At 38.9% G+C, this 25,566-nt stretch carries 27 protein-coding genes, 1 pseudogene and 1 riboswitch; of the genes and pseudogenes, 9 read left to right on the top strand and 19 right to left on the bottom strand.

Annotation, left to right across the window (positions count from 1 at the left end; all coding sequences use genetic code 11):
- Positions 1 to 19: 19 nt before the first annotated feature.
- Positions 20 to 502 carry a DUF6042 family protein gene (locus AC3WTJ_RS18640; RefSeq protein ID WP_492523077.1) on the bottom strand — a complete coding sequence of 161 codons (483 nt, stop codon included), beginning with the start codon at positions 500 to 502 and terminating at the stop codon, positions 20 to 22.
- Positions 503 to 634: 132 nt separating this feature from the next.
- Here AC3WTJ_RS18640 and AC3WTJ_RS18635 point away from each other — a divergent pair, with 132 nt between their 5' ends.
- On the top strand, positions 635 to 991 hold the full coding sequence (locus tag AC3WTJ_RS18635) for a helix-turn-helix domain-containing protein (protein WP_492523076.1): 357 nt from the start codon (positions 635 to 637) through the stop codon (positions 989 to 991).
- A 78-nt stretch (positions 992 to 1,069) separates the two neighbouring features.
- Here the strand turns inward: AC3WTJ_RS18635 and AC3WTJ_RS18630 are convergent, their stop codons facing one another.
- From AC3WTJ_RS18630 to AC3WTJ_RS18620, 3 genes and pseudogenes are all read right to left on the bottom strand, one after another.
- On the bottom strand, positions 1,070 to 2,224 hold the full coding sequence (locus AC3WTJ_RS18630) for an MFS transporter (RefSeq protein ID WP_492523075.1): 1,155 nt from the start codon (positions 2,222 to 2,224) through the stop codon (positions 1,070 to 1,072).
- Positions 2,224 to 2,598: pseudogene (locus AC3WTJ_RS18625) on the bottom strand (HAD-IC family P-type ATPase); the annotation flags it as partial. The gene AC3WTJ_RS18630 and the pseudogene AC3WTJ_RS18625, both read right to left, overlap by 1 nt.
- A gap of 894 nt (positions 2,599 to 3,492) precedes the next feature.
- A complete protein-coding gene (locus AC3WTJ_RS18620; RefSeq protein WP_492523074.1) occupies positions 3,493 to 4,758 on the bottom strand; it encodes a mechanosensitive ion channel family protein in 1,266 nt (421 codons plus the stop codon).
- A gap of 513 nt (positions 4,759 to 5,271) precedes the next feature.
- On the opposite strand from AC3WTJ_RS18620, the gene AC3WTJ_RS18615 reads away from it, so the two are divergent.
- The 4 genes from AC3WTJ_RS18615 (at position 5,272) to AC3WTJ_RS18600 (ending at position 7,950) form a co-directional block, all read left to right on the top strand.
- Complete coding sequence (locus AC3WTJ_RS18615; RefSeq protein ID WP_492523073.1) at positions 5,272 to 5,697, top strand: copper amine oxidase N-terminal domain-containing protein; 426 nt, start codon at positions 5,272 to 5,274, stop codon at positions 5,695 to 5,697.
- Between the two features lie 450 nt (positions 5,698 to 6,147).
- On the top strand, positions 6,148 to 6,339 hold the full coding sequence (locus AC3WTJ_RS18610) for a hypothetical protein (protein ID WP_492523072.1): 192 nt from the start codon (positions 6,148 to 6,150) through the stop codon (positions 6,337 to 6,339).
- A gap of 15 nt (positions 6,340 to 6,354) precedes the next feature.
- Positions 6,355 to 7,635: an ArsB/NhaD family transporter gene (locus tag AC3WTJ_RS18605; protein ID WP_492523071.1), complete on the top strand. Its 1,281-nt coding sequence runs from the start codon at positions 6,355 to 6,357 to the stop codon at positions 7,633 to 7,635.
- Positions 7,636 to 7,653: 18 nt separating this feature from the next.
- A complete protein-coding gene (locus tag AC3WTJ_RS18600; RefSeq protein WP_492523070.1) occupies positions 7,654 to 7,950 on the top strand; it encodes a hypothetical protein in 297 nt (98 codons plus the stop codon).
- 16 nt (positions 7,951 to 7,966) lie between these two features.
- Here the strand turns inward: AC3WTJ_RS18600 and AC3WTJ_RS18595 are convergent, their stop codons facing one another.
- Together AC3WTJ_RS18595 and AC3WTJ_RS18590 are read right to left on the bottom strand one after the other, a co-directional pair.
- Positions 7,967 to 8,635, bottom strand: a complete 669-nt coding sequence (locus AC3WTJ_RS18595) for a hypothetical protein (RefSeq protein ID WP_492523069.1) — start codon at positions 8,633 to 8,635, stop codon at positions 7,967 to 7,969.
- Positions 8,636 to 8,806: 171 nt separating this feature from the next.
- Positions 8,807 to 9,190: a hypothetical protein gene (locus tag AC3WTJ_RS18590; RefSeq protein WP_492523068.1), complete on the bottom strand. Its 384-nt coding sequence runs from the start codon at positions 9,188 to 9,190 to the stop codon at positions 8,807 to 8,809.
- Positions 9,191 to 9,476: 286 nt separating this feature from the next.
- Between AC3WTJ_RS18590 and AC3WTJ_RS18585 the strand changes: the two genes are divergently transcribed.
- Positions 9,477 to 10,046 (top strand): CBO0543 family protein, encoded by a 570-nt coding sequence (locus AC3WTJ_RS18585; protein ID WP_492523067.1) that lies wholly within the window; start codon positions 9,477 to 9,479, stop codon positions 10,044 to 10,046.
- Positions 10,047 to 10,096: 50 nt separating this feature from the next.
- On the opposite strand, the gene AC3WTJ_RS18580 is transcribed toward AC3WTJ_RS18585, so the two are convergent.
- The 3 genes from AC3WTJ_RS18580 to AC3WTJ_RS18570 are packed head-to-tail and all read right to left on the bottom strand — an operon-like array spanning position 10,097 to position 13,787.
- On the bottom strand, positions 10,097 to 11,239 hold the full coding sequence (locus tag AC3WTJ_RS18580; RefSeq protein WP_492523066.1) for a Ger(x)C family spore germination protein: 1,143 nt from the start codon (positions 11,237 to 11,239) through the stop codon (positions 10,097 to 10,099).
- Complete coding sequence (locus tag AC3WTJ_RS18575; protein WP_492523065.1) at positions 11,236 to 12,321, bottom strand: GerAB/ArcD/ProY family transporter; 1,086 nt, start codon at positions 12,319 to 12,321, stop codon at positions 11,236 to 11,238. Before AC3WTJ_RS18575 ends, AC3WTJ_RS18580 begins: the two co-directional genes overlap by 4 nt.
- Positions 12,318 to 13,787, bottom strand: coding sequence for a spore germination protein (locus tag AC3WTJ_RS18570; RefSeq protein ID WP_492523064.1), 1,470 nt, complete (start codon positions 13,785 to 13,787; stop codon positions 12,318 to 12,320). Before AC3WTJ_RS18570 ends, AC3WTJ_RS18575 begins: the two co-directional genes overlap by 4 nt.
- A gap of 187 nt (positions 13,788 to 13,974) precedes the next feature.
- Between AC3WTJ_RS18570 and AC3WTJ_RS18565 the strand changes: the two genes are divergently transcribed.
- From AC3WTJ_RS18565 to AC3WTJ_RS18555, 3 genes are read left to right on the top strand one after another with little or no spacing between them, the layout of a single operon-like run.
- The gene (locus AC3WTJ_RS18565) at positions 13,975 to 15,312 is read left to right on the top strand and encodes a spore germination protein (protein WP_492523063.1); all 1,338 of its coding nucleotides are present in this window, start codon (positions 13,975 to 13,977) and stop codon (positions 15,310 to 15,312) included.
- Positions 15,313 to 15,315: 3 nt separating this feature from the next.
- Positions 15,316 to 16,425, top strand: coding sequence for a hypothetical protein (locus AC3WTJ_RS18560; RefSeq protein ID WP_492523062.1), 1,110 nt, complete (start codon positions 15,316 to 15,318; stop codon positions 16,423 to 16,425).
- Entirely contained in the window at positions 16,422 to 17,510 is a 1,089-nt protein-coding gene (locus AC3WTJ_RS18555) for a Ger(x)C family spore germination protein (RefSeq protein ID WP_492523061.1), read from the top strand. Before AC3WTJ_RS18560 ends, AC3WTJ_RS18555 begins: the two co-directional genes overlap by 4 nt.
- Before the next feature lie 27 nt (positions 17,511 to 17,537).
- Here the strand turns inward: AC3WTJ_RS18555 and AC3WTJ_RS18550 are convergent, their stop codons facing one another.
- The 10 genes from AC3WTJ_RS18550 to ehuB form a co-directional block, all read right to left on the bottom strand.
- Positions 17,538 to 17,948, bottom strand: coding sequence for a hypothetical protein (locus AC3WTJ_RS18550; protein ID WP_492523279.1), 411 nt, complete (start codon positions 17,946 to 17,948; stop codon positions 17,538 to 17,540).
- Between the two features lie 63 nt (positions 17,949 to 18,011).
- A riboswitch (cyclic di-AMP (ydaO/yuaA leader) is annotated at positions 18,012 to 18,174 on the bottom strand.
- Between the two features lie 5 nt (positions 18,175 to 18,179).
- Complete coding sequence (locus AC3WTJ_RS18545) at positions 18,180 to 18,695, bottom strand: DUF2179 domain-containing protein (protein WP_492523060.1); 516 nt, start codon at positions 18,693 to 18,695, stop codon at positions 18,180 to 18,182.
- A 54-nt stretch (positions 18,696 to 18,749) separates the two neighbouring features.
- Complete coding sequence (gene thpD / locus AC3WTJ_RS18540; RefSeq protein WP_492523278.1) at positions 18,750 to 19,652, bottom strand: ectoine hydroxylase; 903 nt, start codon at positions 19,650 to 19,652, stop codon at positions 18,750 to 18,752.
- Positions 19,653 to 19,677: 25 nt separating this feature from the next.
- Complete coding sequence (locus tag AC3WTJ_RS18535; protein WP_492523059.1) at positions 19,678 to 20,058, bottom strand: ectoine synthase; 381 nt, start codon at positions 20,056 to 20,058, stop codon at positions 19,678 to 19,680.
- Positions 20,048 to 21,364: a diaminobutyrate--2-oxoglutarate transaminase gene (gene ectB, locus AC3WTJ_RS18530; RefSeq protein ID WP_492523058.1), complete on the bottom strand. Its 1,317-nt coding sequence runs from the start codon at positions 21,362 to 21,364 to the stop codon at positions 20,048 to 20,050. Before ectB ends, AC3WTJ_RS18535 begins: the two co-directional genes overlap by 11 nt.
- A gap of 39 nt (positions 21,365 to 21,403) precedes the next feature.
- Positions 21,404 to 21,913 (bottom strand): diaminobutyrate acetyltransferase, encoded by a 510-nt coding sequence (gene ectA / locus AC3WTJ_RS18525; protein WP_492523277.1) that lies wholly within the window; start codon positions 21,911 to 21,913, stop codon positions 21,404 to 21,406.
- A 22-nt stretch (positions 21,914 to 21,935) separates the two neighbouring features.
- Positions 21,936 to 22,754 (bottom strand): ectoine/hydroxyectoine ABC transporter ATP-binding protein EhuA, encoded by an 819-nt coding sequence (ehuA, locus tag AC3WTJ_RS18520; RefSeq protein WP_492523057.1) that lies wholly within the window; start codon positions 22,752 to 22,754, stop codon positions 21,936 to 21,938.
- A 17-nt stretch (positions 22,755 to 22,771) separates the two neighbouring features.
- Positions 22,772 to 23,422, bottom strand: a complete 651-nt coding sequence (ehuD, locus tag AC3WTJ_RS18515) for an ectoine/hydroxyectoine ABC transporter permease subunit EhuD (RefSeq protein WP_492523056.1) — start codon at positions 23,420 to 23,422, stop codon at positions 22,772 to 22,774.
- Positions 23,423 to 23,425: 3 nt separating this feature from the next.
- Positions 23,426 to 24,088 (bottom strand): ectoine/hydroxyectoine ABC transporter permease subunit EhuC, encoded by a 663-nt coding sequence (ehuC, locus tag AC3WTJ_RS18510; protein ID WP_492523055.1) that lies wholly within the window; start codon positions 24,086 to 24,088, stop codon positions 23,426 to 23,428.
- A 4-nt stretch (positions 24,089 to 24,092) separates the two neighbouring features.
- Positions 24,093 to 24,995 carry an ectoine/hydroxyectoine ABC transporter substrate-binding protein EhuB gene (ehuB, locus tag AC3WTJ_RS18505; RefSeq protein WP_492523054.1) on the bottom strand — a complete coding sequence of 301 codons (903 nt, stop codon included), beginning with the start codon at positions 24,993 to 24,995 and terminating at the stop codon, positions 24,093 to 24,095.
- Between the last annotated feature and the right edge of the window lie 571 nt (positions 24,996 to 25,566).

Here is a 25,566-nt window from a genome sequence, read left to right as displayed (position 1 = left end):
GTTTACATTCTCTAAGTTGTTATATGATTTTAAAAATATTTTCAGGTCGTGGGAACGGATGAATGATAAGGTCTAATAAGACGTTCCTATGGTTATCTAATAATTCTATTATAAAACCTAAACGTATAAATAAATTTATGACCTCTTGCATATTTTGCGGATAAAATAAGTTATTGTTTTCTAAGCGCAATCTAAGATTTTGTTCTCTTGTAAAGTAAAGATTAAACTCATTTATTTCTCTTAGTGAATTTAAATTTGGTTTCGTTTCATGAAATTTCCAAAATAAGCCGCGATCGTTATTATTAATTAAAAAATCGATGATTTGATCTTTGGTGTATTCTAGAGCAATACAATTACTGATTTGTGGAAGAGTAATTATATTAACAATTGGCAAACATGATATCCATCCATAATCATAAAGACTTTGGGGAATAATGCACTTACCTTTTGGAATCATATCTAATTGGGAAAGTTGTCTAACGGATATTTTCCCGTAATCCATTTTTGGACATCCCCCCTTTCAAATAATTTCAAGACAAATATACCACTTATAAGTAATAAAAACAATATATACAACTGATAATGGGGTGTATAAATATTGGAATGATACCTACTCTGAATATGAGGTGGTTTTATGACTTATTTAAAAAAAATGGTTGGAGAAAAGATAAGAGAAATTAGAAAACATAAAGGTCTTACACAAGAAGAATTAAGTGAGCGAGCACAAATAAAATATACATATTTAGGTGATGTTGAAAGAGGAGTTAGAAATATATCCTTAGAATCATTAGAGAAAATAATGAATGCACTGGAAATAAGACCTGGTGATTTATTTGATTATAGGGAGCTCAATCTAAGTTCTAACGAGATTGAATTGGAGGCAATTCTAGAAGTTCACCATAATTATCTCAAAGTAAAAAAGATTGAAGATGTTAAAATGATCCATGTAATTACCAAAGAAATATTCAAAAGAATGGAAGAAAAAGGATAGCCAATGAAAATTAAATTGGCAATCTTCAAAGTAAAAAGAGCGCACTTATTATTTCTAAGTGTGCTCTTGCAATATATACTAAGCTCTTCTCATTCCAAATAAAGCATTAACTCCCGCTAATAAAGGTATTGCAGTCACAACTCCAATCGCCCAATACACATTCACCCAGTCAGTGATTAGCCCTGCGGCAAATGCGCCAAAGGCGTATCCACTATCTCGCCAAAAGCGATAAACACCTAGACTCGAGGCTCTCCACATGGGGTCAGATGCATCGGTAACTGCAGCTTGTAGAGTTGGATATACGAGTGCAGTGCCGAAACCGAGCAGAATGGCTGCCCCCAACCAAAAGATATAAGTGTTGGCACCAAGAATAATCCAAAGTGCTGCTGCTTGAATGAACATGCCTCCAACAATCAATGGCCTTCTTCCTACTCGATCACTCCAACCTCCAGTGAACAATTGACTTACACCCCACGCAATGGGGTAGGCAGCGACGATGATGGCTAGCCGCTCAATGCTCAGTCCTTCAAGAGTAAAGAATACTGGAAACAATCCCCAAGCCATCCCGTCTTTAAAATTAGTTGCCCACCCTGCTAAGCAGGCACTGGATAATTGACGATCTCCCCACGTAGTTCGAACAAAAACGTTCGAAAATGATGAAGATTTTACATCAATAGTTTTAACTTTGTGATTCATTCTGTGCGTATTTTTAACTAAGAATGATATTATCAGCCCAATACCGGCAAATAGAAAACCTACATAAAACGGCTCTGGTCGCAATCCATATCTCGCTGCTAAATACCCAGACAGCATCGCGGCAAGCGAAAGCCCAATATAACCAGCAGCTTCATTGAATCCAATGGCTAGCCCTCTCTGTGTCGGCTTTACCATATCGATTTTCATGTTGACAGTCATCGACCAGGTTAATGCCTGATTCATTCCGAGCAGGACATTGGCAGCTACGATCATCCACCAGTCTGTTGCTGTGATAACCACCAGAGGCACGAAAAAACCTAAACTCGAGCCTGCAATCAATATTTTCTTTCTGCCAAATTTATCTGCAAGTGAACCCGCAATGAGATTCATCAATGCTTTTGAAAAGCCAAATGAAATAATAAAGGATAAGGAAGAGCTAGCAGAGGCAAGTCCAAAATCCTTTTCACCGACTAGAGGAAGCACTGTTCGTTCGAGCCCCACCATCGCACCTACAAAGAGATTGATGATAATGAGCATAATAAATCTGGAAGGAACATGACAGCAAGAGCAAGAATAAACACGATTGGTGTGTAAATGCGGGCAAATTTATCTACAAACGCTTCCGTTGGAGCTTTCTGCTCTTGCGCTTCTTCCACTAAGTGAATAATTTTAGATATGGTTGTATCTTCAACAAGCTTCGTTACTTTAATCTCCAAAGATCCGTGTTCGTTTATTGTTCCTGCGTATACATGATCACCAAACTGTTTATCAACCGGTATGGATTCACCTGTAATTGGTGCTTGATTGACACTCGATTCACCAGCAATAACAAGTCCATCTAACGGAATTTTATCGCCTGGTTTGATGATAATAATATCATTAACAGTAATCTCCTGGCTATCAATTACAGAATAACCATAATAGTTTGATGCACCATGAGAAGAAGTAGCTTTGTAATTGTATCCATCAATAATATCTGTATTTCCGACCTCAGTATACGCAGTTGTTGCATCATCATTACTATCACTATCAGATCCAACAACGGTATTCCCTCTATACAAGTAGTTAATTACTGAAACCTTAGAACATGTTTTGCTGCAGGCAGTTGAAGCATTTGTGAATAGAGAATCGCTTACTCTAGAGACTGCATCTATTAATCTCTGTAATATGGAATTATCTGGATCTTTAACAAATTTTGAATCATCAAGGAGAAGAACTTTATCTCCTTTCTGGCAATATTGATATTTCCAGTTCCTCTGTCTGTGATATACTAGATAAGCGGACCAGTTGAGTTTAGCGGCTCATTGTGACGATGAACGCACGGGATTGAGCTTGTCAGGCTAATGATTGCAGTCACTAGCGCGATTATGTCTCTAGCATTTTGCCATTGGCACTAAAAGCAAACAACACCACAACCAATTGGTAGTGGTGTTTGTTCCTGTCAAAATCGGGAATGTTAAAGCCTGCAAGATCATTACACAATACTAAGACTTCCCACCATTGATAAAGCGATTCTAGATATTACTACAGCAATTTCCCAGGTTTTTAGATTTAATTTCGTCAAATTACTATTTTACGTAATTAAAATTAGAAAGATGCCGCGCCAGTTTAGTAGCAGCTTCAAATGACACAAATCTGCCTACATAAATGACTATACCAAATATTTCATTGAGCCAATCAACAGCAGATAGGACAGACGAATTATTTTTCGCCTGTCCTTACAGTTATAGAGTGATACTCATTACCTTTTAATAATCTGCTCAAATATTCAACGTTCACATTTCTTCCCCTATTGATTTGCTGTCTTAAATAGCCCCACCCCTACTATAGTTGGACAGGCTTACCGTGGCTAAGCTTTTCACATCATACCCCGTTGGATTTTGGAAAATCCGGAGTCCAAACTCAGGCGCAATGGCAAAAATATGATCAAAAATATCAGACTGTACTGCCTCATATACCTGCCACTCCGTGCTATTTGTAAAAGCATATATTTCCAAAGGCAATCCGGTTTCACCAGAGGCTAACTGCCTAACCAAGCAAGTCATGTTTTGATGAATCATGTGATGATTCTTGAGATACTGATCAATATATGTTCGAAAGACACCGATATTTGTCAGCGCCCTGCCATTTACTCTATTAGAGGTATCAATCTGAAGATTTTTATTATGATTTTGAATTTCCCGTTCTTTATCCAATATGTATTCAGTGAGATAGTGAATACTTTTGAAACGCTCTAACATTTCGTTAGTACAGAAACAGATGCTGCTCGTATCAATGAAGATCGAACGTTTGATTCGCCGCCCTCCAGACTTTTGCATTCCGCGCCAATTTTTAAAAGAGTCCGAGATCAGAGTATAGCTCGGAATGGTTGTAATGGTTTTATCGAAGTTTTGAACTTTGACAGTGTTTAATGAGATATCAATGACATCGCCGTCTGCTCCATATTTCGGCATTTCAATCCAATCGCCAACCCGCACCATATCATTAGCAGTTAATTGAACACCCGCTACAAGCCCTAAAATAGAATCTTTGAAAACTAACATAAGAACAGCCGAGATCGCGCCGATGCCGCTTAACAGAATAAGTGGACTCTCGCCGATAAGATTAGCAATCACGAGTATCCCACAGACAATGGTCAAAACAATTTTAACGACCTGAATGTAGCCTCTTATTGGCTTGATTTTAGAAATTTCATATGATTTGTAAATATCATTTACAGCATCTAAAAGTGAATCCATGACTAATAATCCCATTATAATCATGTACGATACTGCGCCTATTTCGATCAGATGTTGATAGCTAGGAAATGTGTAAGAGAAGTAATAGATAATAAAAGCAGGAACGACATGAGAACACTTATGAAATACTTTCCTCTCTAACAATATGAGGTTCCACTGAATGTTATTTTTGTAGGTCACGTGCGAAATTATTTTGATAAATACTTTTTTAGTAATAAAGTTGGCTAATATACATAATAAAGTAATGGATAATACCATAATTCCATATGACAAGTATCCCCCTATTTCCGAGTTGAGTCCAATTCCTTCTATCATGTTTTTAATCAATTCCATAAATTCCTCCGTCATTCCAGATTTAGTTTTTCATTATCTTGCTATTAAAAGAAGATAATCATTACTTATTTTACGAGAGTCTTTCATTCATACGCAAGTATTTGCTGAATATCTTCACTCATCCTGCATCAGCCAATTGATTACGTTAGGGAAGAGCTCTTTCTACTAGGGGAATATTGACAATAATTAACTATAATTAACATTTGATGCAGCTATCCTTACTGCTTATGAGACTATGTACAAGACCAAAATGGCTTCGACACAGATACCAATCGCTATTTCTATTGTAGTTCTAGATCTCATAATTTTCATTTTTGGGTAATCTTCTGCCCTCAATTGTTTCCTGTGAAAATTCTTTCTTTTTCTTCTGTCTATTAAATGAATGCTCAAACATTATTGATAATTCCTATTAGAAACTTGTAATTCTTTTGTAATTGTTTCGTTAGTTTTTCTTAATTTTGGCCTGTTATCTTAGTTATAGTAATAAGTAACCAACACTAAGGAGGAACTAAAATGAAGTCATTGAAATCAGGAATTGTAATTGCACTAGCGGTATGCATATTATCCATTCCGAGTGTGGCTGGCGCTGAGGAAATGATGATGAAAAAATTTGATTACAGCACGGTAACCACAATGAAAAAGGATGGAACTGAACTGGCTCCACTACGTCAAATTGCTGAATCGCTCGGTTTTAAGGTAACTTGGGATGAGGAAACTCGTTCGGTGACTTTAACGAAGATGATGATGGAAGACAAAGCGAAGATGGATGATAAGACCATGAAAGATAACATGATGTCAGGTAATGCTATTGTGCTACAAATCGACAGCAAGTCCTTCAAGGTTGGTAATACGGACGACATGCTAATGTACGCACCTTCTATTATTAATGACATGACATATGTACCCAAAGCCTTCATTGATACTTATTTGGTTAAATAAACTTATACATAGAAACTTCTAAACTGCCACCCCTTGTAAGAAAGATCAGGACACTCACGAAAATTGATTTACTTACTTTTCAATTATTTTCTCACTATTTCCTGTACATGGAGGATTGAAGTCTTTTTCATCATCAGAGCAATTGCTTACTCCGCCCTCCTTGTTACTATAATTGCAGCCACACATAAAAATTATCATTATTGTTACAAGAAATATTCTCATGTATTCACTCCTTAATTGATTTTACGAACTTGAAATTACTTGACACAACCCTTACTTCATTGTAAATTTAAAACGCAACGAATATTCCATGTAAGTTATTCATATCATGAACTAATCAAATACCTGTTGTATTTTGGAGGAGCCTGTCACCAAGGGCTCCTTTTGTTTTTTTTTAACCATGCCGAGCCCTTGGTTGGGCTCTTTTTTTATGCAGAGAAAGGAGTGTATATGAATGAAATAATTAAATATCTTATAAGCGCGGCTCTATTTCTTACATGGATGGGTATTCTGTTTGGATTCCTGGTCTGTGCAGCTGTCGAAGAAGATAAGCAAAGACAAATCAACTTGTTTATAGGTGCTGGAGCAGCAACCATCTCAAGCACAGTCCTTATTGGATATTTTTTATCAAAACGCAAATAACATGTAGGAGGAATTATGGAACAGCAAGCGATTTTAGCAATTGGCATCTTTTTAGTGACATACGGCATGATCATTGCCGAGAAAATTCATCGTACGATCATCGCCATGCTAGGCGGCGTCCTTATGGTTATCCTAGGTATTGTTAACCAAGAAGACGCTTTACACCATATTGATTTTAATACCTTAGGGCTGCTTATAGGCATGATGATCATAGTTAGTATTACTGCAGAAACTGGACTGTTCAGATATATCGCTCTTGTCTCTGCCAAGAAAGCGAAGGGGGACCCTGTTCGTATTTTAATATCACTCGTGCTCATTACTGCAGCTGGGTCTGCCTTTCTTGACAACGTTACAACCGTACTTTTGATGGTGCCCGTTACATTTAGTATCACCCGGCAGTTAAAAGTGAATCCTGTTCCTTTTCTGATCACACAAATCCTCGCTTCTAATATTGGAGGTACAGCGACTCTAATCGGGGATCCGCCGAATATCATGATTGGTAGTGCGGTTAAAGAATTAACGTTCATGGCATTTATCAATAACCTTACGCCTATCGCTCTTATTATCATGGTTTGCATGCTGCCTATTTTTGTACTCATGTTTCGTAAGCAAATTCAAACGACGCCTGAATTAAAGATGAGCATCATGCAAATTGACGAGAAAGAAGTCATCACAGACCGTACTTTATTAATTAAGAGTGTCTCTATCTTAGGGCTTACGATCATTGGTTTTTTCCTGCATCAAATGCTACATCTGGAGTCAGCAACCGTCGCGTTGACAGGTGCTTTTCTTCTTCTTCTTCTAACTGGTGAACACGCTATGGAAAATGCCTTCACCAAGGTGGAATGGACCACGATATTCTTTTTCATCGGTTTGTTCGTGTTAGTCTCGGGCCTAGTGGAAACCGGCGTTATCTCCAAACTAGCCGCGCAAGCGATCGAGCTGACCGGAGGTAATCCAATCGCGACTTCCATGTTAATCCTATGGCTCAGTGCGATTGCGTCAGCATTTTTAGACAATATCCCCTTTGTCGCAACAATGATTCCAATGATACAAGAAATGGGCAATATGGGAGTAGATAACCTGGAACCTTTATGGTGGAGTTTAGCGCTTGGTGCATGTTTGGGAGGAAACGGCACTTTAATTGGGGCTAGTGCCAATCTGATCGTTGCTGGGTTGTCAAGCAAAGAAGGTTATCCGATTAAATTCGTTACTTTTATGAAATATGGTTTCCCCCTCATGTTGTTCTCCGTGGTATTAGCCAGTATTTATATTTATGTTCGCTATTTAATTTAGTATAGGAGGAATGCTATCTTGAAATTGACTTATGAGTGGAATAAGAATGTAGTGGACATTAGTGAGGTAGCCGTTGCAAATGAATTTGAGTTTAAGATCCGAATTCTCACAGAGCCAAATTTTGAATCAATGAAGCTCATTCAAAAAAATTTTGAAGCTAATGACATCATTACAGATGTCTTAATTTACCCCTACACCAATCATGAATATCGGGTTGTTGTCAGAAAAGATTTTTATGAGGATTTCATCCTTCAGCTTTGTAAATATCAACTTCTGACCAAAGTAGAATGGAAAGAGGAACCCCAGCATTCATGAGTCCCCCTTCTACCTTCTATTCGATAATTCGCCCAGTCATCGAATGAACCTTAAAGGATACTGGGCGTTTTTCTATTTCAAAAGTAATCTCGTGTACAAGAGGAATGCCTTCTCTGGTAGGCAAATAACAAGTGTCTGAACTGATTACATCGGTTTCCTTAAGTGATTGATCGAATGACAACGCCACCTGTTTAGCCTCTTCTATCGTTATCGCTGCATACATGGGCCTTTTTAATCGTTTTTGTTCCAAATCTGTATGAAGCCTACCCTCAACACGCTTGACAATACCTGAACGATCTATCTCCACAAGTAGTTGATCCCCACAAACGGGTCTGTTAAATAACATTCGTTGCAAGTACACTTTCGTTGATGTGTTAGATGGTTCAATAGAAACAATACTCAAATCTTCCTTTACGCGTTTCAGGCCGTACAATCTCTTAATTTTATCTAGATATTCGTATGAGATCCACCCAGGGGAATGTTCAGAAGGTTTTGTTAAGTTGCCTGAAAGTAATTCAGGAGTTTGAGTTTGCGTACACCATTTTATAGAAAATGAATCCTCACTTTCCATACGGATCTTGTCGATCAGTTCCAACGATTTTTTAGAAAGTGAAGGGCTTTCAAGCTCTGGCGCGAAAATAGACAGTGATAGTATTGTCGACAAAATGATTTTAGAAGCTAGCAAAGAATATCCTCCTCATGCAAATTTAGGCGATGCTTCAATCTAAGTATCGTCTAATATCCCACTATTCATGCGAAGCGATATCAAAGTTTTTGCTCCATAAGATTAATTCCGCTCCCCACCTTCCAATGTCGTTTGTCAAATAAAACAATAAGTTAACACATCAAAATCATTCTAAATGTTGTTTTTTTCTAACACCATTTTCAATTCAATTGAGCAAATCAACTTGTAGTACATCAAAAGAATAAACAAAAGTATAGGGTCAACTATCGCCGAATATCCCAGTTTCCACCAACCATAGTGAAAATAGCCCCATGGAGCTGGCAGTAATGTTATTAACTCATAAGTTAGGATACCAGCTGACCAAAAGATTATGTATAAGCCTTTTTCCCTAATCCCGCCATGCAATGGGTAGAAATTAATATACATCAAGTTCACAGGTGGAACTAACACTGTCCTAGCTAAAAATCCAAGCCAATCTATTCTCTCTTTAGAAAAATACCAATACCCTCCTAATTTGAATTCAATCAGGAGATCAAACAAAAATTGAAATGCCATTGTAAACATCCAGATGTGAAGAATTTTGTTAATATTCAAGACCGTGTTAGTTTTAAAACAGACTATATTGAATAAAATAATCGACAAGATAAGAATTATCATCGTAGATCCCCTTTGTCAGTTAATGCATTGATAACACACTCCATGAATTTTTTATTTATAACATGCAAAAATGATATAAAATTATACATAAATAAGGAATAAATATTCTAAATGGAATAATTTAAAATCGTATAAGGGAATACTAGCTCATAATTCAAAACGGCTTAGATGGGATGAGTTAGCATTGAATACATTAGATAAAGATTATGAAAAAATTAGTGATTTACAAAATCAGCTTATAGATCTAAAAATTAACTTTTGGATCCAGAACGACTTATTTAAGCTCCATTGGTGGATACTTGTAGTCGTAACACTTCTTCCTTGGTTGATCTGGTGGAAGTATGTAGATCGAAGTAAACTTAATCTCCTCATTACATACGGCCTTTTATGGATGATAATCTCAACACTTTTGGATGATATCGGAATTGCATTGGGGCTATGGCAGTATCCTTTGGAACTCTTTTCATTTGTACCACCACTTTTTCCAGCAGATATAACTATACTTCCCATTACATATATGCTTATTTTTCAATACTTTCCCAAGAAATCTAGCTTTCTTATAGCGACTTTGAGTAGTGCTAGTTTATTTTCCTATATTATTGAGCCCATATTTATATTTTTTAATTTATACAGACCAAGTAACAACTGGAAACATTATTACACATTGATCGTTATTATTATCCTTAGTTACACCATTAAATGGATAACAATAAAATTACAGGATCAAGTTAATCACAATCAGACAAATCACTGAAACGCGACCAAATAAAAGCAATATTATTCACAAATTAATAATATTTAATATCAGTTGATTACACCAGTGCCTTTTATATGAACTTGAATTCTGGGATTCAACTTGACATCCTTGTACTTGTTTTCCCAGTCAATGCTTTTCCAAAGTTCTGAATGGCTTACTCTCAGCCTCCTGCCGATTCCAAAAGCATCACAATTCCCTTTAAGTAATTTATTCGTAACCTCTAATGCTTGTTTATTTAGCGTTTCGGAAATTTGCTGATTTAATTGGTCAAGATTAATTTTTCGACCCATATAACTTGGATAACTGTTAATAGTACCATAGAGATCAAGCTTAACTAAGCAATCGATATCTTGGGTGTTTTTTTCAACAGAGACTTCGAGTGATCTTTGTGATTTCTGTACTTCAAAAGTTATAGCGCTTATTTCCTTTTCGCTAGGCTTACTAAGACCAGAGCTCGCTTTCACAGGGATTTCAATGTATGCTAGTTTGTTCAGCTTGTCTTTTAAAAGTAGTAATATCGTACTCTCTTCTCGGGACAACATCATTCCGGTATATCTGTCTCCATGAAATAAAGCGCTACTATCAATAACTAATGCTCTTTCCTTAATTTTACGAATCATTGGCAGCACCGCATCTTCACCAGGATCAGTAATTTGACTCCATATGGAATATAAATTTTCCCTCTGAATATTCGTTTTACGTTCAGCTCCCTTGATCATTTGCATAATGCCATATGCGACAGGGCTATTTTCTATATCTTCAAATGATAATATGTCAGAAGCTAATCCCTCACTTATTAATACATTTGATGTTAGGTTCCCTTTTGGATTACGATAAAAACTCTCTAAGGGAGACAAAATTCCTTGCTTCGCAAGCTTTTCCCCTATGATAATTACATGAATCTTACTGGCTTCAATAGTGCCTGGAAGCATATTATCCATTTTCAAACCAATATTAAAAACGGAATCCCCAGTAGTCTGAAGCACTTCATCCTTTACTTCGAATTGTCCACCGCCTTTACTCTTCAAAACTACCGCTCTGACCATTCCCATTATTGAGCTATCTTTGGTAACATCGAGACTAATACCGTTTATAATCTTTTTATCAGTTAAATAAAGAATGTCCCAACACCCAGTTATGATTACAGAAAATAGACTTATGAAAATCATTACAGCTATTTTTTTCCTCATAAGATCCCTACCTCTTTATTTTTTTTACGAAGGCAGGAGACCATCCATAATAAAAGTGGTATGACTGTAATTATAATAAAATACCCATATTCCAACCATTTACCGAAAGAATCTATTTTTTCCAAAGTAGATAGGCACCACCCTAATATAAATACAAGCACTCCACTGAACCAGACCAACCTTCGATAAGAATTTTGATTTGCACTTAGACTTTTTCCAGCCATGCATAGATAAGAAACGATTGTAGCAGTCATTGGAATAAACCAAATCGTTAAAAAAATTAAATCCAAGCGGTCAAACACTTGATAAGTCAATCCTTTAAAAATATATAAAACAGGTTCATTGATCTGTCCTAATACTTTAGGGCTAAACCCAATCACACAAATAAATACAAAATACGCATAAAAAAGTGTAACAAAGCAATTGGCCAATGAGATGATACGAATTAATCCTTTGGAATTGTTCTGCACTTGTGTGAAAAAATATAGGATCACTTCAAAACCGAGCATTGAAAAAAAAGTTTTCTCACTCCCTTTGAGCATTTGCTCAATTCCTGATTGACCAATAGGCAAAATGTTAGTAATGTGCATTTCGTTCGTAAAGTTAAAAAAACTAAGCAGTATTAAACAACCAAACAATACTGAGGTTAATACAAAAAATCTTGCAATGACACGCAAATTTTCATGAGCTAAGTATACCCCAGTCCCAATAATTAGAAATTCCAGAACCCAACTAGGTGTATATGTAAGCATCCATGTGTGCACCAACTGTACATAAAGTGTGGTTGCATAAGCTGCTATGAAAATAAAAAAAACATAGTATATGATGTTTATTCCTTTACCAATATAAGAACCAAACAATTCAACGGTAATTCCACTTAAGGTAAGATCAGGGAATTTCCGAAGCAACCTCCAGTAAATGAAAAGCAAGAGTTGTATAACCACTCCGGCTATAAGAACCGAGATCCAGGCATCCCCGTTCGCTGAACTCTGAATTTTGGCTGGCAGGGATAGGAGTCCAATTCCAATTTGTGTTTTGATAATTAAAAAAAACAATTGGGATCTCGTTATTGAGATATTCAAGTGCGCTTCCACCTCCTGAAATATGACTTGTTTGTGGCTCCGGATTCCGAGGATTGCGAGTCCTTATTCCCCTTCCATATGGGAAGTCTTAAAAAAATATCCTTTAGTCCCTGTTTACCATGAAAAGGACCGAAAGGTGCAAAATAGGGTACCCCCAATGTCTCAATTTTGCATAGGTGAATAAAAATGACCATCATCATAATGGAAATTCCGAATAATCCAAACAATGCGGCAGCAAGCATAGTTGGGAATCCTAAGATTCTCAAGCTTGTTCCAAATTCATTTAACGGGGTTGCAAATGATGCAATCGCTGTCAATCCAATGACAACAATCATTGTATTAGAGACAAGATGGGCTTCAACAACTGCCGTTCCAATCACAAGACCCCCGACAATTCCAATCGTTTGTGCAATGGGAGATGGCAAACGAATTGCAGCCTCTTTCAACAATTCTAGAAGGATTTGCATAACGAGCGCTTCTAAAATAGGTGGTAATGGAACGTAAACTAAAGAAACCTGAATGGAATAAAGAATTCCTATAGGGAGCACTTCTGAATGGTACGAGACGATTGCGATATAGATCGCTGGCATACTAACTGCGAGAATAAAACTAATAAATCGAATAATTCGAAAGAATGATCCTAGAATCCACCTTCCGTTGTAATCATCTGGCGATTGAAAAAACGAAAAAAATGTGATGGGAAGAACTAACACACTTGGCATGCCGTCAACGATAATATTGATTTTCCCTTCCATTAAATAAGAAACTGCTCTATCAGGTCTTTCGGTCTGCATAGATTGCGGAAAAGGCGATAAGGGGTGCTCTTCGATCATCTCATCAATGTTACCTACGGAATATATATAATCAAGATCGATAGCTGAAATCCTCTTCTCGCATTCCTCAACGATTATGGGGTCGGCTCTGTTTTCCATGTAGACCATAGCTACTTTCGTATTCGTCACATTGCCTAAGGTGAAGTACCTCACCCGTAATTTGGGACTTTTGATTCGATTGCGAAGCAAGTAAATATTCGTACTTATATTTTCAATAAAGCCTTCATGTGATCCCTTAATGATTTGTTCGTCTTTGGGTTCTTGGATTGAACGGGCTTGCGTTTGAGCAACTGACATCATGATTGCAGTTGCTTCGTTCTCAATCACAATAATGCAAAATCCATCAAGTAAATATTTCCCTATTTGATTCATATCGGACGACTTCTTTACTTCAATTGAAGTAAAGATCTGTTCAATATCTCCAGAATTTGCTTCCAACAATGGTTTAATAACATTTGATTGCATTAACTCTGTTTTTACAAGGTCTTCTATGTATAACAACGAGCACGATTGGCTTTTAAATACGAATTTTTGAATCTTTAGGTCCTCCGTACATGAGAAATAATCTTGAATTTGGGTGACCTTCAATTCGATATCACCAGATTTCAATTCATCTGCAAGTGTCTCTTTCATGTTATCGTCACCGCCTTTGATTAAATCTTTACCTATTATTAACAAATAGCTCCGTATTTATTTCAAGAATACGGAGGTTGTTATGGTGACTAAAGATTCAGCTTTAACTTAGCAATATCTCGTATGGTCTATCTATTTACAGGGAAAGCTAACCAAAATGGTAAAGTGAGGAAATGGAGAGAATGACATGATCGATCAAATCCGAGCTGAACTAAATAATCCATCAGATCTCTTTTATGACACACTGGATAATGGATACATCCAGATGGAGCTTGTTTACTTCCCTGAGCTTTGTGATCAGACACAGATTAAAGATGGATTGATCATTCCATATTCCTATTGTTTCCACCCAGAAGAGTTTGAACGCATGATTAACGCTAATCCTAACTATGGGCTAGCAGATCAGTCTGAATATTGGACAGAATTGCTGCTGAATGGCACACTCTTATTCAAAATTGAGGACACCGTATATCGCTTCTATGTACAAAAGAAGTTTCAAGACAAGCCTGATACGGTTCAAATAGAGGCATCACTTCAAGGTCCTCAGACAGCACTAACAGAAGATTTAGATCTTAACATAAGCCTTATACGAATGCGATATAATGTACCCACTCTTGCAGTAGAACAACACATCATAGGAGATCACTCAAGAACACGAATAAGTGTTCTCTATGATAAGAATTTAATTAATAAAGAAGTACTGGATGTATTAAACGAGCGGATTAACAACTTACAAATCAGGACTCTCCGTGCGGCGGGTCAGCTATTACAGGCACTCTCGGGAAAGAGACACAGGTTTTTTCCAATCATTCTCCAGACAGAAAGACCAGATCGTATCGCCATTATGCTCGAACGAGGGAAAGTAGCACTGCTACAAGATGGAAGTCGCTTCGGTCTTCTTCTTCCTGTTCGATTGATTGATTTCCTGCATGCCATGGATGATGATTATGAATCGTATTGGATGAGCAAATTACTGCTTATTCTCAGATACTTTGCTATGCTTCTTACAATCACCTTACCTGCCCTCTATATCGCTATAGTCTCGTATAATCCAGAAGTACTTCGTGTCCAATTAACACTATCGATTGCAGGTAGTCGAGTCGTTGTCCCCTATCCTTCATTTATTGAAGTTTTCATTATGCTTTTTATGATTGAAGCATTGAATGAGGCAAGCCTTCGCCTACCGCGTTATATCGGTTCTACAGCAACTACTGTTGGCGGTTTGATTTTAGGTCAAGCCATTCAACAGGCGGGATTAGTGAGCAGTATCATGATTATCGTAACTTCAGTTGTTGCGATCTCTAATTTCGTTATACCGAACAACGGCTTTGGTTATTCAGTTCGCTTTATTAAATACATCTTTGTGATAATCTCAATTTTCTATGGTTTATTAGGGGTAGTTGTTTCATTCTTTGCATTAATTGTTTATTGGTGCAATCTAAGGAGTTTTGGACAGCCCTATTTAGCCTTTTATATTCCAAAGTTAGAAGCGAAAGCACATCATTATAGAAAGGGGACCAAGTAAACCATGTCTCGGTATACCTATTATCATGTGCTCTATGTCGGAATGATTAATATCATGATGTTCGTACCAACGTTACTCATAAGAGATCGTTTTAATGGATCAATTTCAGGAATGCTCATAGCAATGGTGATAGGCACCATCATTTCATTCGTGATGATGGCTTGTTTTGAAAAGTTTCCCGGATTAGGTTTTCCAGAAATATGTGATCTTTACCTCCCAAGATGGTTTACCACTATCAACAGCATATTTGTGGGTTTATTTATCTGGCTTCCTGCTGGAATTATTGTTATTTATTCCTATTCAGAGACAGCCCGTATGTTCTTTTATCCAGACGTAAATCCTTATATAAATCTGTTTTTAATGGTTAGCGCGGCCCTATGGGCGAGTACTCGATCAACCCGATCCGTCCAGTTTATTCATGAAATCATGATGCTTATTATCGCTCCTTTAATTTTTTTGTTTCTAGTTAAAGCTATGGTTAATGAAAACTTTAGCTGGGACGCAATCCGTTACGTTGCCGGATACGTGAACAAACCGCCATCCTTCATGACAATTGTTTCAGCCACCTTTTTGTTTTCCGGTCATTTCAGCCTTGTTCTTTTTAATCGCTTGCATGTTGAGGGATTTCGTTTTCGAAATCGATGGGTCGTACCCTTATTCGGGTGTTTCTTCTTACTGGTTACTTTTTTTGTGCCAATCGGATTCCACGGCACAGTTGGTGTAGGCGATTACGTTTACATTTGGAGTATGACGGCAGATTCCATGATCATGGAGTATGGTTTCATTAATCGGGTTTTGTTTGTCTTTCTACTGCTCTTCACTGGATTATCGCTGCTCTTTGTCATGAACACATGGCATACAACCATCATGTTAATTAGATATGCAATTAACCGATCAGTAGCTGTAGAAGAAGAACCGGTACCGAAGATGAATATCTGGTTAGCTTTAGGTGCAGGGATCTTGTCTTTCATTTTTATGCGCTTTGTAAACGTAGAAAAAAACCAGGTTATCTCTGAGATATGGCTCATTACTCGATTTTTCACCGAAATCATATTCATTTTTATGATGCTCTATTTTGTATGGAGAAAAAAGAGGGAGAACGTTTTTACATGAGGATTCTACTATTCATCGTCTTTTTACTCTACCTTTGTTTGTCTCTTGGAGGGTGTAGCTTTAAGGACATTGATAAAAGGTTCTTCGTCGTAGCCATGGGGGTGGATTGGACTGGAAAAAAGGAAAATCCTTATTTGGTAACACTTCGTCTCGCGATACCAGCATCCAAGATTGGCGAAGGGCTAGCGGAGAGTCAGATCGAGCATTTAGAAGCCCCGAGCATAGCGGAAGCAGTTAGAAACATTAAAGCTCATGTCGATAAAGAGCTCGATTTCGGACATTGCCGGATGTTTTTATTCGGTAAGAGCTTAGTAAAAGAGTCGATGGAGGAACCGCTAAGTTGGCTAGCCAGAAGAAGAGACATTCAACTGATTTCCTATATGGCATTAGCTGAACCAAGTGCAAACAAGCTACTGAAAGCAAGTCCATCAACAGAAAGATTGGCGGGTAACTCCTTTTTCTTAACTTTTGGAAAAGAAGGGACAGTTTCGCCTTACACTGTGACCGCGTTTCTATTCGATAACTTCCGTCGATTTAAAGAAAAGGGACTCGATCCCTACCTGCCCATCGTTAGATTTGATGGGGATTCATATGTTGTCGAGAAGCTTGCATTACTTAATAAAATGAAAGAAAAACTTGTCTTAGACCCGAAAGAAACAAAACTGTATAACATGACTGCGAATGAGTTTAGCCGATCAGGTATCCCTATTGATTATGAAGGAAAACGCTTGGCCTTTTACGTTTCGCGGGTGTCGAGTCATGTTTCAATATCAAAAGATGAAATTCCAATCGTCAGTCTTAATCTCAAAATAAACGGAATGATTGAAGAAAGTCCAATTAAGGTCAAGGACGCCAATTCCCTCCAGATCCAAAAAATGTTAGAAAAAAATGTTAACAAAACTACAGAAGATTTGTTATATAAAATACGTGATGCCAATGTTGACCCCTATGGGTTCGGTCTTCATTATCTGAGCCAATATTTCGGTAAAGAGATAGACTGGGAACATTGGCAAAACGTCTACTCTCAAATCAAATTTGACGTTAAAACTCAAATTATAATTGAAAGTACCGGACTTGTCCGTTGATGAAGAGACAAAGTCCGGTGATAACCTTTATGGAAGCAGCAGGAGCGAAGCTTCTTGATTATTATTGATGTATGTAAAATGGTCAGCTCCTAGAGCTCTGTATGTAACCCTTGCATTCCCACGTTTTGTTATCACATGTATAGACTTTGGATTCCAATCTTTACAAATTTGAATATATCGACAGCATAGATTAAAACTCACTTCAAACAAATATACTTTGCTAATTCGTATCTCAGGCGGAGTCCAACTTGTTGCATCCTCGGTATTCACCATAATAATACGATCAACACCCATCGCTTCCAAGCGTTTTTTTCCGTAGTTGTTATTCGTAATCGCGTAATATTGAATTCCCTTCGTTCTTAATAAGTTAATAAATTCCTTTCCCGCTCGGTTCGGTGCGGAAACCAAAACATATTCAGTGCAGGTTTCTTCAGACATATTCAATTTTTCTCCTCCTTATGGAAGGCAACGAAAGCAACTGCCTTAGGCCGTTATTTTCGTAACCACACCAATAATACGCTTACGAAGTTAGCTGTCGGATTTGGACGTGAGAATCGCCCTACACGGTAGATTCCGTGATTCACCCCTCTGTGCATGAAATAACATGCAGCAGTTTACTATGGTTCCCCCGCTCCTGAATGTCAGGATTCAGCGTTATCAAGATGACGTTTATTTACGTGTAGCATTTAACCAGAAACCGCCATGCAGTTTTCTGGGCTCCACAGTGACAATGAATGCTTTATGATCAATAGCCAGGATGCAGTCATACAAAAACTTCTCATTTTTGCGCCGTGCGAGAACTTCCAAAACCATTCTCTCACCATCTCTTCCCCAACCAACCCAAGAGGTAACACCAAATCCTTCTTTGCGAAGATAAGCCGCCATATAACGATGCAGCTCATCTGTAATAACTTTAACCGTAACGTATCCTAGAGCCAGTTTTTCTTCGATCCATGATCCAGCAAGCACACCTAATCCATATCCGATTGCATAAACGATTAAACATGCAGGTTGGTTTACATATTTCAGAACGATGTTAAGACCTATCACATAGATAAGAATTTCTAGCATACTGATTGCAGCAGCCGTGTATTTTTCACCTTTGAGGGTCAAGATCATGCGAAGTGTAAAACAAGACACATAGACGATCTGAATCACAAGAATGCTGCATATGATCGTGAACACAACATCATCCTTTCGATAATAGGACCCGCCGAAAGGCGGGCCCCAACCTGATAATTACCGACTAGCGATGAAGTTTGGTCTAGGTTGTTTGCCGGAATAAGGCGCATTCAGCTTATTTAGTACACTATTGTAAACAATAAAAACATTGCTTCGCGGATCTGGGGTAATGTTGCTATTGGAGCCATGCATCAAATTACAATCGAACAATAGGATGGATCCAGCTTTTCCAGTTGGAGCAATGATCCCCCCTTGCCCCGCCAGGTATCTCAAACTATTCTCGTCAGGTACACCATATTCCTGACGGCGAAGCGATGTCTTGTAATTGTCATTAGGCGTTTCTCCTACACAGGAAACAAATGTACGATGCGAACCTGGTATTACCATAAGAGGACCATTATTTGGTGTGTTATCTTCTAGAGCAATAGAACAACTGAGCGCTCTCATCCGCGGCATCCCATCTTCCACATGCCAGGTTTCAAAATCCGAGTGCCAATAAAATTCTTTACCTGTAAAGCCTTGTTTGAAATTTATTCTAGATTGATGCACATAAGTATTACTACCCAAAATTTGCTGAACTATGGCTTCGATCTGCTTATTCTCAGCGATTTGTTTGAATGCTTCATCATCTCGGTGTACAGCAAAGATGGATCGAATTTCATCACTTCCAGGCTCTTTAATTACTTCTGGTTTTTCAAGTAGACGACTTTGATCCCAGAGTCTTGCTAACTCCTTTTTCCATACCTGCACCTGATTTTGATCAAAAAAGGACTCTAGAAACAAATAACCATTTTTATTATAAAAAGCTAGCTGTTCCTCATTAATTACGGACTGATTGATCACATGATTGTAAACGGCTGGGTCTTGCCTTTCCAAGAGTCTTGGTTCCCTATAAATTCTTGAGGGGTATGCATCCTGCATTCTGGAAGGGTTTAACGCCACTTGTCCTTTGGATGTCATCATGGTTTCTACCGCCTTTCGTCATTTAGCTTAATGGATATACGCCTTGAGGATCATGCACTTCACGACCTGTAGTCGGTGGGTTAAACACACATATCATGCGCATTTCAGTCTTCCCGCGCAGCAAATGCTTTTCGTGACCATTTAAAACATATAAGGTTCCGGCGTAGATCTGGTATATATCTCCACTTTCCGCTAGCTCGATTTCACCTTCTCCCTGAATGCAATACACAGCCTCAACATGATGTTGGTACCAAATTTCGGTTTCCGTACCTGCTTTAATCGTCGTGTCATGCAGGGAAAAGCCAACGAGGTCGCTTTTTACAAGTAATCTCTTACTGCTCCAAGTTTTAGTATCTACATCAAATTCTGTGCCTGCAATATCTCTCAGATGTCTAACGATCATTGTTTCTCCTCCATTCTCCGCTATATGATTCCGCCGCAATTTCTTTGATGCTGGTGTACAGTAGTTCAAGACCGTTCTTCAGTTCGCTTTCAGTTATAATTAAAGGAGGCATTATTTTGGCCACTTCACTATCCGTACCGGATGTTTCCATGATCAATCCTTTGGAGAAAGCCCGATCACAAATTTTCTCCGCTAAACCCTGAGTCTCAAAGGCAATGCCTTGCATCAGACCTCGCCCTCTAACTTGCCCTTTCAACTGTGGGTATGAAGCGACCATATCCTGTAGTCGACTCTTTAGCAAATCCCCTTTTGCAAGAATCTCATCTGAGAACTGATTCGTTTTCCAATATTTCAACGCCTCTGCAGCAGTAACAAAAGCTAGGTTGTTCCCGCGAAACGTGCCGTTATGCTCTCCTGGCTCCCAGATATCCAATTCAGGAGCAATGAGAGTCAAAGCCATAGGCAAGCCGTAACCACCAATCGATTTGGATAGACATACAATATCCGGCTTAATTCTTGCCTCCTCGAAACTGAAGAAAGTTCCCGTTCGTCCGCAGCCCATTTGAACATCATCCACAATGAGCAGAATTCCTTTTTCTTTGCATAACATCTCCAAACTGCGCAGCCACTCTATACTTGCTACATTGATTCCTCCTTCACCTTGAATCGTTTCGACGATAATTGCGGCTGGAAGCGATACCCCACTCCCGCTATCGTCAATATAATTTCGCATATATTCGATGGTATTGACTTGATCATTCATATAGCCGTCATATGGCATAGAAACGGTGTGATGTAAAGGTACACCAGCGCCTTTTCTTTTAAATTTGTTGCCCGTAACCGACAGCGCCCCAAGCGTCATGCCATGAAATGCATTCGTAAAGCCGATAATCGTAGAACGTCCAGTCACCTTACGCGCAAGCTTTAGGGCGCTTTCTACGGAATTGGCACCGGTCGGACCTGGAAATTGGATTTTGTAAGAAAGCCCTCTTGGTTGCATGATGATCCTTTGGAACTGCTCAAGAAAAGATTCCTTAGCAGCCGTTGCCATATCCAAACTATGTGTGACGCCATCTTGCTGAATATATTCGATCAACTTTTTCTTGATATCGTCGTTGTTATGTCCGTAATTCAGCGCACCTGCACCAGCAAAAAAATCCAAATATGCTTCGCCAGCAGCATCCCAAAGCGTACATCCCTTAGCTCTCGTAAATATAGTAGGAAAAGATCGGCAGTAGCTTCGAACTTCTGATTCAAGCATTTCAAATACATGCAAGGAAGGTTTACCTGTGTCCAATATCTTCATTCAATTATCTCCTCCTAAATGTTAAATAAATTTGAATTGCTAACTCACTTTTTTAATCTTTGGAATGGGACCAATGATAACTAACTGCTCATCCTCATGTTTGTTATCGGGAAATAATGAAGTGGGAAAACCGTCCTTCCTCACAATCGACGCATGCAAATCTTGAGCGAATTTGGAAAACAGTTGAATAGATGCAGCATTGCTAGGCGATATCGTTGTTTCGATATATCGGACCTTCGCACAACTCTTAACAGTGATTAAATCTCTAAGGAGTGATTCGGCAATTCCCTTTCCCCTGTGCTCGGCATTGACAGCGATTTGCCAAACAAATAAATTTTCTGGGTTCGTTGGTTGTATGAATGCGGTCACAAACCCGACTACCTTGCCATCTATTTCTGCAACCCGGCAGGTTTCAGAAAAGTATTTGCAGAACATGATATAGCAATATGCCGAGTTAACATCCAGATTTCCACTATCTATTGCAGCTTGCCAAATATACTGACCATCTTGCTGGCTGACACTTCGAATAATAGCACTATTTACTTTCATTTGGATCACTTTATCGCCACCTTTACTCAGCTGATGGGGAAGCTAGCGGAATTCCTCCCATAAACCACGTTTGCCGAAAACGGCTTAAAAAGGACTGTAGTCTGGGGCTTTGCGGATTTTCAAATATTTGCTCTGGCGTTCCCTGCTCGACGATGGAGCCTCCATCTGTAAAAAGGATACGGTCGGCAACCTCGCGCGCGAAATCCATTTCGTGTGTAATCAGCATCATGGTCATATCTCCCTGAGCGGCCAAATCTTTGATTACCGAAAGCACCTCACCAACCAATTCTGGATCAAGCGCCGATGTCGCTTCATCAAACAGCATAATTTTGGGCTGCATGACGACCGCTCTCGCTATAGCAACACGCTGTTTCTGTCCCCCTGATAACCGGGCAGGATACTCATTGAGCTTATCCGCAAGACCTACTTTTCCCAGCATTTCGATTGCCCGTTCCTCAGCCTCAGCCCTTTTCATTCCAAGCACGTGAATCGGTGCTTCAATGACATTCTTAAGAATCGTCATGTGAGGAAAAAGGTTAAAATGTTGAAACACCATGCCAATTTTATTCCTTAAGCGGTGTAAATGCTGCTCATTAGCTTGTGTAAGCTTTCCTTTTACTTCCTGATGCCATAATAGTTCACCATCTACTTCAATTGTCCCGGATGTAGGATGTTCCAACGTCATGAGTAGCCTGGCCAATGTCGTCTTCCCCGAGCCGCTCGGCCCAATCACAACCACCTTTTCCCCTGAATAGATATCCAAGTCAATATGATTCAATACATGAATCGAACCATAAGATTTGCTGACATCCCGGTACCTGACTATGGGGACTTGACTCATATGCAGTACCCCCTATGTTATTTTCTCTGGAAGTGTATTTCGAGTTTTCTTACAAGCAACGATGAAGGGTAGCTGAGCAGCAGAAACAAAATGCCAACGAGTGTAAAAGCCTCCAAATATTTAAATGAACCAGAACCTATCGCTTTCGCTGTCTGCAGGAGCTCCACAAGCGTGATGGCCGAAAGTACAGGTGTCTCTTTAAACATCGTAATTAAATAATTTCCCATAACGGGAATCACTGGAGGTAGGGCTTGCGGCAAAATAATACTCATCCAAGTACGTTTCGCACTAAAATTCAATGCCCTGGACGCTTCCCACTGTCCCTTGGGAACAGCATCTATCCCGGATCGAAACACTTCGGACATATACGTACTGTAATGCACCCCTAAACCGATTACACCTGTCACCATAGGTGAGAAAGATATGCCGTAGATCGGCAACGCGTAAAATAATATGAACAATTGAACAAGGAGAGGTGTACTGCGAATAAACTCCATTACGGCGAAAGCTACTCCTGAAATTATTCTGTTTCTGGATCTGCGCACAAGTGCCAGCGGCAATCCAAGTAAACACGCTACAAAGAAGCCCAGCAGCGTCGCCGAAATCGTAATAGGAAGAACATTCAACAACTCTGGTAAAATATGAATAGCGTAATCCCAATCCCACATTAGCTAGCCACGCCTCCCAACTGCTCTTCGCTCGATATAGCGAAGCATGAGCGTTAACGAGTAAGACAGGATGAAATACAGGATGAGCATCATTGCGAAGATCTCTGCAGTCTTGGAGCTATCGAAAGTGCGCAGTACCATTCCTTGGTAGGTCAAATCCATTAATGTGATTAAATAAACCAAAGATGTTCCTTTAAGCAATTCAATCTGCAAGTTTCCGAAAGATGGGAGCATCAATAACAGTGCCTGCGGCAGTAGAATTCGACGCATTCTTAGACTTGGACTCATGTTTAAGGCAATTGCCGCTTCATATTGTCCCTTGGGTATAGCGAGTATAGAACTTCGTACAACCTCAGAGCCATATGCGCCATAATTTAGGCCAAGCGCTAACACAGCTGCAACCATCGCGGAAATTTGGATATTTAAAAGCATGGGGAGCGCAAAATAAAGCCAAAACAGCTGTACAAGCAGGGATGTTCCACGAAAAATCTCAACATATACGGAAGCAATGAACCGTACAATACTGTGTCTCGATAGCCGCAATAAGCCTATAGCAAATGATATAATTGCAGATAATACAATTGCAAACAAAGCAATTTCAAGCGTGACGAGTGCTCCCCGTACTAGTATGGGAAGAAACTCAAAAGCAGATATCCAATTCGACATCGGTCTACATATTGGACAGCTGATCAGCCGTCATATCTCCTGGCAATTCCTGCTCAGTAAATCCAAATGGTTTTAAAATTTCCAACAACTTACCTGACTTTTTCAGCTTATCCAACTCTTGGTTGAACGCTTCTCTGAAAGCCGAATCCTCTTTGCGAAATGCCGCTGCCCCATATCCTCTTACACTCTTTCCGTCCACTTCCGGCTGTGTAAAGTCCATAACACGCTCAATCTTACTATCCTTAGCTGAATCGAGCATCGCTTGCAAAGACGGCCCTGTCATTGTCACAGCGTCTACACGCCCAGCCTGCAAGGCAGAGATTGCCGAGGGCTGGTCAGGAACCGTCACGATTTGCCCTTTCGTAATTCCTGCCTTGCTTAAATAGTCATTCTCGATAGCGCCAACCATGACAGCAACTTTAGCATCCTTATTAGCTGCGATATCTTGATAACTATGTAATTTTTGCGGATTTCCTTTTTTAACGGCAATCGCTTCTCCGATACTGTACTCCGGATTGGCAAATGCCACTTCTTTGCTCCGATCAGGGTTGATAAACATCCCCGCTGTTATGATATCAAAACGCTTTGCTTTTAATCCGGGTATTAAAGAACCAAACTCCGTCAAAACGCCATTCATTTCATTGATACCTAAATTCTTTAAAACTACTCTGGCTACTTCCACCGCTTCTCCCGTCAACTTCCCATCAGGCGTAGCATAGGCATATGGATTTTCATTAGCAAAACCTACCGTTATAAAGCCTTGTTTTTTTGCCTTTTCCAATGTGTTGTCCTGAGCGGTTGACTTTTCATCGCTTGCTTTTGTTTGGCTTCCTACGCTTTGGGATGTGCAACCCACAACGATGCATATCAACAGGAAACAAAACGAGTACGAAAACAACTTTTTCATTCAAAAACTCCTTTTTCCCATTATTTCGGGGCCCCACAACAAGTGTAACATGATCCGCTATGTATCACATCCTGCGTTATGAGGACTCAGCGCTCCTAAGCCACGCTCTCCCTCCTTTAGAGTAAATGAGCGGGCATATCCAAGAAAAACCTCCCTCATCCACCAAAATGCTTGATTATACGAAATATTCAAAAATTAACGATAATAATGAGAGAATCTCTAATATCCATACTAATCAAGTGATATTCAGTCATTATCTTGTATAATCAAATGTTTTCAGCTAAAACCAAGCTAAAATGCTAATATTTAAACCATTTTTTTATAAACAGATAAGAATAACTTATATTTACTGACGCGTTAATGTGAATCTGTGTGAGTTAAATTAAATAAACATCTGAACCATATAGTACTTAGACTTACGACTAAAAAAACTCTATCTTCCCAATTTACATTAGGATACGTGGATAGAATCACTACACAAACTGGAATAGCGACAAAGAGAAAAAATTGTCTCCATATTATCCTGATGTTAATTTGATAGATAAATTCAATTATAAAAATTGCAGTTAAC

Source organism: Paenibacillus sp. FW101-FHT12H11 (genome assembly GCF_058790355.1).
Note: the sequence above shows the minus strand (reverse complement) of the source record. Positions and strands in the feature narration are given on the sequence as shown.

Excerpts from the sequence above, each read along its gene's own strand:
- AC3WTJ_RS18565 (WP_492523063.1), top strand. The coding sequence starts at position 13,975 with ATGATCGATCAAATCCGAGCTGAACTAAATAATCCATCAGATCTCTTT.
- ectB (WP_492523058.1), bottom strand. The coding sequence starts at position 21,364 with ATGAAGATATTGGACACAGGTAAACCTTCCTTGCATGTATTTGAAATG.
- thpD (WP_492523278.1), bottom strand. The coding sequence starts at position 19,652 with ATGACATCCAAAGGACAAGTGGCGTTAAACCCTTCCAGAATGCAGGAT.
- ehuD (WP_492523056.1), bottom strand. The coding sequence starts at position 23,422 with ATGTGGGATTGGGATTACGCTATTCATATTTTACCAGAGTTGTTGAAT.
- AC3WTJ_RS18560 (WP_492523062.1), top strand. The coding sequence starts at position 15,316 with ATGTCTCGGTATACCTATTATCATGTGCTCTATGTCGGAATGATTAAT.
- ectA (WP_492523277.1), bottom strand. The coding sequence starts at position 21,913 with ATGAAAGTAAATAGTGCTATTATTCGAAGTGTCAGCCAGCAAGATGGT.
- AC3WTJ_RS18640 (WP_492523077.1), bottom strand. The coding sequence starts at position 502 with ATGGATTACGGGAAAATATCCGTTAGACAACTTTCCCAATTAGATATG.
- AC3WTJ_RS18620 (WP_492523074.1), bottom strand. The coding sequence starts at position 4,758 with ATGGAATTGATTAAAAACATGATAGAAGGAATTGGACTCAACTCGGAA.
- ehuB (WP_492523054.1), bottom strand. The coding sequence starts at position 24,995 with ATGAAAAAGTTGTTTTCGTACTCGTTTTGTTTCCTGTTGATATGCATC.
- AC3WTJ_RS18635 (WP_492523076.1), top strand. The coding sequence starts at position 635 with ATGACTTATTTAAAAAAAATGGTTGGAGAAAAGATAAGAGAAATTAGA.
- ehuA (WP_492523057.1), bottom strand. The coding sequence starts at position 22,754 with ATGAGTCAAGTCCCCATAGTCAGGTACCGGGATGTCAGCAAATCTTAT.
- ehuC (WP_492523055.1), bottom strand. The coding sequence starts at position 24,088 with ATGTCGAATTGGATATCTGCTTTTGAGTTTCTTCCCATACTAGTACGG.
- AC3WTJ_RS18550 (WP_492523279.1), bottom strand. The coding sequence starts at position 17,948 with ATGTCTGAAGAAACCTGCACTGAATATGTTTTGGTTTCCGCACCGAAC.
- AC3WTJ_RS18580 (WP_492523066.1), bottom strand. The coding sequence starts at position 11,239 with ATGAGGAAAAAAATAGCTGTAATGATTTTCATAAGTCTATTTTCTGTA.
- AC3WTJ_RS18610 (WP_492523072.1), top strand. The coding sequence starts at position 6,148 with ATGAATGAAATAATTAAATATCTTATAAGCGCGGCTCTATTTCTTACA.
- AC3WTJ_RS18590 (WP_492523068.1), bottom strand. The coding sequence starts at position 9,190 with ATGGCATTTCAATTTTTGTTTGATCTCCTGATTGAATTCAAATTAGGA.
- AC3WTJ_RS18535 (WP_492523059.1), bottom strand. The coding sequence starts at position 20,058 with ATGATCGTTAGACATCTGAGAGATATTGCAGGCACAGAATTTGATGTA.
- AC3WTJ_RS18630 (WP_492523075.1), bottom strand. The coding sequence starts at position 2,224 with ATGCTCATTATCATCAATCTCTTTGTAGGTGCGATGGTGGGGCTCGAA.
- AC3WTJ_RS18570 (WP_492523064.1), bottom strand. The coding sequence starts at position 13,787 with ATGAAAGAGACACTTGCAGATGAATTGAAATCTGGTGATATCGAATTG.
- AC3WTJ_RS18555 (WP_492523061.1), top strand. The coding sequence starts at position 16,422 with ATGAGGATTCTACTATTCATCGTCTTTTTACTCTACCTTTGTTTGTCT.
- AC3WTJ_RS18615 (WP_492523073.1), top strand. The coding sequence starts at position 5,272 with ATGAAGTCATTGAAATCAGGAATTGTAATTGCACTAGCGGTATGCATA.
- AC3WTJ_RS18605 (WP_492523071.1), top strand. The coding sequence starts at position 6,355 with ATGGAACAGCAAGCGATTTTAGCAATTGGCATCTTTTTAGTGACATAC.